We start from the raw sequence: 8,499 nt of genomic DNA on the forward strand, positions 1-8,499 counted from the left end.
TCGTTAAATAGCGGAATTATGCGCATCTTTTGCGCCCTTATTCCGGATAAGATAGTACGTTAGTCTATTGAATTTATGGCCTCTTTACGCCCTCTTTCTAAATATATTTTTTTAAATATACTATATAATAAAAATTTTATAAAACTTATATAAATACAATTTAATAATAAAATTATGATCATATTATACTGGATTATTAAAGCTATAATAGTACTTTTATCTTTTTAATTTATATTTTTTTATACCCTCTATCTAAATATATTTTTTTAAATATACTATACATAATAAAAAAATGTATAGCCATATATAAGTATACACAATTTTATAATTTTCAATTTTTTTTATAATTGTTAAAAAACAAAATATTTTATTATCTTAAATCTGATAATAAATTAATGTTATTAAACACACAACACTACAAAAGACTATTTTTTTTATTTAAAAACAAAACAATAAATTAAAAATTTTTAAAATAAACAATATACAATAATAAAATCAATAATTTAATTAATAATTAATTGTTTTTATTTAATAAATTTATAAATTAGACTGCTTTTTTAGATTTTTTAAAAAAATTAGGATTTTTTTTATTAATAAATTTTTAGTTTTCTTGTGATTCGAAATAAAAAACCTCTCTTTTTAGGAAGAGAGGTTTTATTTTTATTTTTAATTCAATTGATTAAAAAAATAATTATTTTAACGTTTTTGCGAAGTGTTATTATGAGATAAATTAATTCGAGGAATAGGCGATTGATTTCTCATTTGCTCTAAAATTTGATTTATATGTTCTTGATTTTGATTTATCATAATTTGTTTATTTCTTAAAAGATTTATTTGTTCTTCTGAAGCGTAAAGTGGTGTATTGTTAATTATTTCTATCATTTCTTGCATTAATAATGAATAATTTTGCTCTAATATTTTTATTTGATTTAAAAAAATTAATTTGGTAGTTATTTGTTGTTGAATATTTAAGTGTTTTTGTTGAGTTAAAATAATTTGTTTATGTATCGTTTCAAGCTGTTCAAATAAAAGTTTTTTGTCATTTTCTGAAACTTGATGTTCCAAAGCATTAATAACTTCTTGCGCTTTGATTCGTTGTTCTAATAATAAATTTTGATATTTACTATATTCTCCTAAAGAATTATAAATATTGTTACTTGTTCCAGGATCATTATTATTCATCGCTTTAATTTGATTATTATTAATTAAAAATAATTCCATTAAACTCAATAAACAAATACTTATTATTTTAAATTGATTTGATAATTTTAACATTAATTAAATCTCCTATAATAATATACTTTGGAACTTCGGTTTATCAGAGGTACACTTTTCTTAAGTTCATAGCATAATACATTCGATTATTTCATTATTTTCATTATTGAAATGATATTTCATTGATCACGATTTAGTAAAGATTACGATTATTTTTTTCTTTATTGTTGTTTGCGCCGCGGCAATGCGTCTTTCATTTCAAGTCGTTTTTTTAGTCACATCAATTTAAATGTGTTATCTGTTTTTTGTTACTTATAAATTCCGCTTCGTAATGCCGGGCATCTGCATCATTGGAAATTTCACACACACATATTTATTACCCATAGCATTTCCCTACAATATAAAAAAATAAATAATATTCCTGTAAAGATTAGCAACAACAATAATTGCTCCTTAAAGTGATTGCACGTAAACATTTATTAAATCTCCTTACTTTTTAAATTTTACTGTTGATAATTAAAATCTTATGTTTTTTTAAGAAGATAACGCTGAATCCTTGATTTTGCAAATATTTTATCATTCGAAGTTGATCTATTTCTTTTATTTATTGTATCACACATCGGAAATTTTCAATTTTCGTATTCACACTTTGTTAGATCGTATATTAAATTATTGTTATCATACCATAAAAAGTAATTTTATCTTCTATATTCAATATTCAATTATATTACCTAAGTTTACCATTAACATAATATAAAAAAATTGAATAATATATTTATTAAATTTTTACAATTATATATTTATAATTAAAATTTAGATCATTACATTTTTTAAAATATTAAAAGTAATTTTTTTATCTTTTTCAAAATAATTTTTAAAAATAATAAATATATAATTATTGACTTTATATTAATTTTTAACTTATTTAAATAGATATTTTGCAATATAATTAACTTATTGATTTAAAATTTTATTTTTTAAAAATAATATAGGATATTTAATAAACAAAGAAATAATTATTATATATACTGTATTTTATTATATATTGATAATATATAATTATTATTATTGATATTAAAATTGTAAATAATGTGTAATAAATTAAATTTTAAAATTTAAAATATTTTCATTTTACACAATATTTTTAATTTGCTTATAGAAAATTAATAATTCTAATGAATATAGAATTCTTTTTATTTTAAATTAATTTAAAATAAATAATATTTTAATCAAATAATATAAATATATTTTGTAAATAATTCTTATTAAGGAGTTTTATGTTATTATTTTAATAATTACTAAAATATGGATATATTCTACATTATTAGTGATTATGGTGATTATAGTTATTATAAATTTTTCAGAAAGAGAAAATTTTTAATAAATGTTTACCAAAGAAATTTAATAAAACTAATGAATGACACAAGAACAAAAACAATACTTAAATGGATTAATTATAAATGATAAGTATTTCGAAATACAAAATATTTATTTTTGTGTCATGTGTCAATCCATTAGATAAGAAGTACAATATTTATGGTGTCACCTATTTCAGATAGCTGATCATTATGGTTGAATCTTTGCCTTTTAATATTTTATGTATTTTTGAAATGTTAATCATTTGTAATTACAATCAAAAATTTCAATCATATCAGTAATAAAATAGTTAGAAGATATTAATCATAAATAATAAAATATTATAAAATACTAATTTTTAAGAAATTAAAAATTTAGCTTTAGTAAAATTTACTAAAAACATCTTTTGCCAATAATATTTTATTTTTGTGCAATATAAGATTCAATGAGTCTTTTAATTTTAGAATAGATTTATTTTAAAATTAAAAATTCATATTTAATATTATATCTTGATCATTTTTCACAATTATTATTGTTATGATAAACAAGAAGTAATATTTATTGGTTTTATCTATAAACTAAAAAATCATTTAATAAAGCAAATATTTACAATATTAGTTAAAGATTTGCTCGTGCTATTTGTTCATTGGCCGATAAACCCTGAGATAAATGGGAAATGGGCAGACTATCGCATCAGGAGCAGATCATAAAGGGGTTGCGACGAAAGCAATATCAAGAAGACATCAATGAATGATGGAGAAGCCCGGAGATGGCCTGAAGGAAATGGATGTATTAATGACCCCATTTCACCAGATAAATAGATCACATTGCAATGGCGTATTGACAGTTTACAATAGAAATCTGAATCAGCTCAACGACACTCTCCCTGTGATTCGCTGCCCAGGTCTGGAGAATCCTAAACCAGGTAATTAATTAACCGGTAATAAGTGTTGATTTGTCAGGATACATCTTTTAGTAGTCATAAGGGTAAACCTAAATTGAATACCAGTCGATTTGAGTCAAGAAGAGAGTTACGCTTTCATAGGGCGAAAGAAGAAAAGTACTTGATTATTTATTACCGGTGAGAGAAAGGAGCGATATACTCACCAGAAACTGAACACGGAATGCGCCAATACAGCCTCATCAACAGTTACTCTATGAATCCATGAATGAATAATTTAACACGTTAACAGCGTTTAATAAAACGTGCGGTTATCAGGGGTGTTATATTATTCTGAATCGACAAAACCATCATGTACCTTTTAATCTTTCCAGATTGATTCCATCGATGGTTTTATTGTCGATTCCGGGTGTACCAGCGCCCCTGTTAGCCGCGATTTTATTAAACGCTGTTAACGTGTTGTAAAAGTTATTCATTCCCTGCTGGAGTTCTCTTTTTAAAGAGTAGCTGTTTGATGAACAATATTGAATTTTATTCAATGTTCGCGAAAGTTTAGTTTCTGGTGAAACCGTTGTTGACATAATATATCAACTCCTTTCTCTCGATACCATTGAATAAATAGTAAATTACTTTCTTCTTTCGCCCTATGAGAGCTATTAACTCTCTTCTTGATAAGTCGATTAACTAAATTATTCCAAATTTAGGTTTACCCTTATGACTACTAAAAAGATGCTTTATCCTTGACCATCCAGACTTTTATTACCGGATTGGTAAATTTAATTACCTAGTTTTAGGATTCTCCAAGTTACGCTAAATTTCGACCTTAATTCTTTAGGGGAAGTATCCTCGTTAAGAGGCTGATTCCAGGTTTCTTTATTTGATAAACTATCCAATACACCATTATAATATTGATAGACTCTGGACTATCTGGGTAAAGCAACTTACAGATAGGTTCATTAATTACATCCATTTTCCTTCTTAGGCCATCTCAGGCTTCTCCATCGAATTATTCGGTGGCAGTGTCTTCTTGACTAATTTGCTTTCGTCGCAACCCGCTTTTATGGTCTGCTCTAATCTGACATTCTTTCGTCTGCCCGACCGACCATATCCTTTCAGGGTTTATCAGCCCTGGCTATTGGTTAGATAGCACGAAATTTAGGCATCTTTGACGCCCAATGGTATAATGTAAATATTTTATTTTTGTTAAATAATTTTTTAGTTTATAGATAAAAATAATAAATATTACTTCTTATTTATCATAACAATAATAATTGAAAAATGATCATTTTTAAAAAAGATTATAATATTAAATATAATTTTTAATTTTAAAAATAAAATCTGTTCTAAAAATTAAAAAAAGACTAAATTTCTGGTTAGTCTTAAAAAATATTGCACAAAAATAAAAAAATATTATTAATAAAAAAGATGTTTTTAATTAAATTTTACTAAAATATTTAAATTTTTTTAATTTCTTAAAAATTAGTATTTTACTTAATATTTTGTGAATTTTGTTGATTTTTAATATCTTCATTAACTTGTTTTATTACTGAATATGATTCTTGAAATTTTTGATTATACTTAGTAATTACAAAATGATTAATAATTTCAAAAATAAAAGGAACTATAAAAAATATTAAAAAACCAAAAATTTTCAATATTATGTGATCGAAAACATTACAAAGAATAGGTGACTCGCTTAAAATTATTATTTTCGCTAATATCTCTAATGGATTATTTACATGACTAAGTAAATATTTTTGTATTTCGGAATACTTATCATTTATAATTGAAATCCATTTAGAATATTGTTTTTTTTGTTCTTGTGTCATTTGATATAAAAATTCATTAGTTTTATTAATTTCTTTTATTATAAGAAAACATTTATTAAAAATTTTTCTCTTTCTGAAAAAATTTATAATAACAATTATAATCACCATAATCACTAATAATAAATGTAGAATATATCCATATTTTATTGAATTATTAAAAAATAATAACATAAAAAAACTCCTTAATAAAAAAATTATTTACAAAAAAATATATTATATTATTTGATTAAAATGTTATTTATTTTAAAATTAATTTTTAAAATAAAAATTTATATATTCATTTTAAATTTATTAATTTTTCTATAAATAATAAATTAAAAAATATTGTTGTGTAAAAAATGAAAATATTTTTTTAAATTTTAAAAAATTTAATTTATTATACACATTATTTTTTTAATTTTAATATCAATAATAGTAAATTATATATTATCAATATATAATAAAATGCAATTATAATATAATAATTGTTTCTTTGTTTATTTAAATATTATATATTATTTTTTAAAAAATAAATTTTTTTAAATCAATAAGTTAATTATAATTTGCAAAATATATTTAAATAAGTTAAAAAGAATTAATATAAAAAAATCAATAATTATATATTTATTATTTTTTTTAAAAATTATTTTTATTTAAAAAAAGATAAAAATAATTACTTTTTTAATATTTTAAAAAAATGTAGTAATTACAAATTTTTAATTATTTATAAATATATAATTGTAAAAATTTAATAAATATATTTATTCAATTTTTTTATATTATGTTAATAATTAAACTTAAATTAATATAATTAATTATTGAATATAGAAAAGATAAATTACTTTTTATAGTTATATGATAACAATTTCTTATAATTATACGATCTAATATATAAAAATTAATGAATATTTTTGAAAATTGAAGATTTCCGATAATGGTATTACAATAAATAAAAATAAATCAAAAGAAAACGAGATGATATAAAAATATTTACAAAATCAAAGTTCAGCGTTATCTTCTTAAAAAAAACATAAAATTTTAATTATAATATAATTAAAATTTAAAAAAGTAAAAGGAGATTTAATAAATGTTTACATTACGAAATCACTTTAAAATAATTATTATTTATTTACTAATCTTTTTAGGAATATTATTTATTTTTTATAATAATAAAGTAATAGCTATGGGTAACAAATATAGTAATAATAATGAAATTTCCAATGATGCAGAATATGCTTGGCATTTACAAGCGGAATTCGTAATACAAAACGAATTAACACATTTTAAATTTGATAGCGACAAAAAAACAGAACTTTTAAATGAAAAAAATGCTATTACCGCGAAAATCAATAAATATAATAAAAGAAAAAAAAATAATCAATTATTAACTACTCGTCATGATCAACCTCAAAGTTCTCAACAAAATATCATTTCAACAATAGAAAATAATGAAAATAATTCATCAGATGATAATATTCAATATATGAACTTAAGAAAAAATTATTCTCATACACCTTCCATTGATAAACCAGAAAGTTCCAAAAAAAATAATTATAAATAATTATAGGAGATTTAATTAATGTTAAAATTATCAAATCAATTTAAAATAATAAGTATTTGTTTATTGAGTTTAATGGAATTATTTTTAATTAATAATAATCAAATTAAAGCGATGAATAATAATGATCCTGGAACAAGTAACAATATTTATAATTCTTTAGGAGAATATAGTAAATATCAAAATTTATTATTAGAACAACGAATCAAAGCGCAAGAAGTTATTAATGCTTTGAAACATCAAGTTTCAGAAAATGACAAAACTTTATTTGAATGGCTTGAAATGATATATAAACAAATTGGTTTAACTCAACAAAAACACTTAAATATTCAACAACAAATAACCACAAATTACCTTTAAATCAAATAAAATATTAGAGCAAATTATCTATTATTAATGCAAGAAATGATAGAAATAATTAATAATAGTTACCAGAAGAACACTATGATAAATCAAAATCAAGAATAAATCTAATGCCAAATGAATCAATCGCCTATTCTCGACAATTTATTCATAATAACACTCGCAAAACGTTAAAATACTCATTTTTTTAATCAATTGAATTAAACAAAATAAACCTTCTCTCTAAAAAGAGAGGTTCTTTGCTTTCGAATACAAGAAAACCAAAATTTATTAATAAAAAATCCTAATTTTTTAAAAATCTAAAGCAGTCTAATTTATAAATTCTATTAAATAAAACAATTAATTATTAATTAAAATTGAATTGATTTTATTATTGTATATTGCTTATTTTAAAATTTTAATATTGTTTTGTTTAAGAAAAATAAGTCTTTTGTAGTGTTGTGTGCTTAATAACATTGGTTTATTATCAATAAAATATTTGTTTTTTGGTCAATTATAAAAATTGAAATTATAAAATTAGCAATTTATATATGGCTAAGGTTATTTCTTTATTATGTATAGTATATTTAAAATAAGCATTAGATAGAAAATATAAATTAAAGATAAAGTATTATTATAGCTTTAATAACTATATAATATGATCATAATTTTATTATTAAATTGTATTTATGTTTTATAAAATTTTTATTATATAGTATATTTAAAATGAAAGAGGGCGTAAAGAGGCCATAAATTCAATAGATTAACGTGTCATCTTGGTTCGGCATTAAGGCGAAAAGATGCGCATAATTCCGTTATCAGTTTGGAGATATTCTGATTACAGAAGACAGGGCATTGTCTTGAAGAGGATGACACATAAAGATGCAAAGGTGATGAGATATCTAGTCACAAGTCAGCGCCAGACCAGAAGTTAAGGAGAAGGTGAAAATCCCTAAGCAGTTAAAGATTAAAGGCATTCATGAAATCTATTTTTCATTATAAATATATAGAGAAAAAGGAATTAAATAATTTAATCTTACAGATAATTTTAATGAAACGAATAATATTTTCATTAATCTTTTTTTCATCACAGTGTCAATATCTTTCTGCGGATTTGTATTAATCACTATATGCCTTTTTAACTGCTTAGGGATTTTCACCTTCTCCTTCACTTCTGGTCTGGCGCTGACTTATTGACTAGATATTTCGTCTCATCGCGCTTGCGTGCTTTTGCTGTTATTAATTACTCTTTCAAGACAATTAATCAAGCCACCTGCTATGCGTTTACGTGACCTCTGGAGATTATCACTCCAGGCTAT

The 8,499-nt window shown here is 21.8% G+C and carries 4 protein-coding genes and 1 pseudogene; 2 read left to right on the forward strand and 3 right to left on the reverse strand.

Annotated features, from left to right (window positions below; all coding sequences use genetic code 11):
- Positions 1–696 precede the first annotated feature (696 nt).
- The 3 genes and pseudogenes from KHD59_RS02140 to KHD59_RS02150 form a co-directional block, all read right to left on the reverse strand.
- Positions 697–1,275, reverse strand: coding sequence for an SVM family protein (locus KHD59_RS02140; RefSeq protein WP_215419684.1), 579 nt, complete (start codon positions 1,273–1,275; stop codon positions 697–699).
- A 2,556-nt stretch (positions 1,276–3,831) separates the two neighbouring features.
- Positions 3,832–4,053: pseudogene (locus tag KHD59_RS02145) on the reverse strand (group II intron reverse transcriptase/maturase); the annotation flags it as partial.
- Between the two features lie 906 nt (positions 4,054–4,959).
- Positions 4,960–5,472 carry a hypothetical protein gene (locus KHD59_RS02150; protein ID WP_215419683.1) on the reverse strand — a complete coding sequence of 171 codons (513 nt, stop codon included), beginning with the start codon at positions 5,470–5,472 and terminating at the stop codon, positions 4,960–4,962.
- An 895-nt stretch (positions 5,473–6,367) separates the two neighbouring features.
- Here KHD59_RS02150 and KHD59_RS02155 point away from each other — a divergent pair.
- Entirely contained in the window at positions 6,368–6,841 is a 474-nt protein-coding gene (locus tag KHD59_RS02155) for an SVM family protein (protein ID WP_238120337.1), read from the forward strand.
- An 18-nt stretch (positions 6,842–6,859) separates the two neighbouring features.
- Complete coding sequence (locus KHD59_RS02160) at positions 6,860–7,198, forward strand: SVM family protein (protein WP_238120346.1); 339 nt, start codon at positions 6,860–6,862, stop codon at positions 7,196–7,198.
- Positions 7,199–8,499 lie beyond the last annotated feature (1,301 nt).

The sequence above is a fragment of the Sesame phyllody phytoplasma genome, assembly GCF_018390775.2.
In the GTDB taxonomy this organism is placed as follows: Bacteria; Bacillota_I; Bacilli_A; order Acholeplasmatales; family Acholeplasmataceae; genus Phytoplasma; species Phytoplasma australasiaticum.

Bases quoted from the DNA above. Each gene is read 5' to 3' on its own strand.
- KHD59_RS02155 (WP_238120337.1), top strand. From the start codon at position 6,368: ATGTTTACATTACGAAATCACTTTAAAATAATTATTATTTATTTACTA.
- KHD59_RS02160 (WP_238120346.1), top strand. From the start codon at position 6,860: ATGTTAAAATTATCAAATCAATTTAAAATAATAAGTATTTGTTTATTG.
- KHD59_RS02150 (WP_215419683.1), bottom strand. From the start codon at position 5,472: ATGTTATTATTTTTTAATAATTCAATAAAATATGGATATATTCTACAT.
- KHD59_RS02140 (WP_215419684.1), bottom strand. From the start codon at position 1,275: ATGTTAAAATTATCAAATCAATTTAAAATAATAAGTATTTGTTTATTG.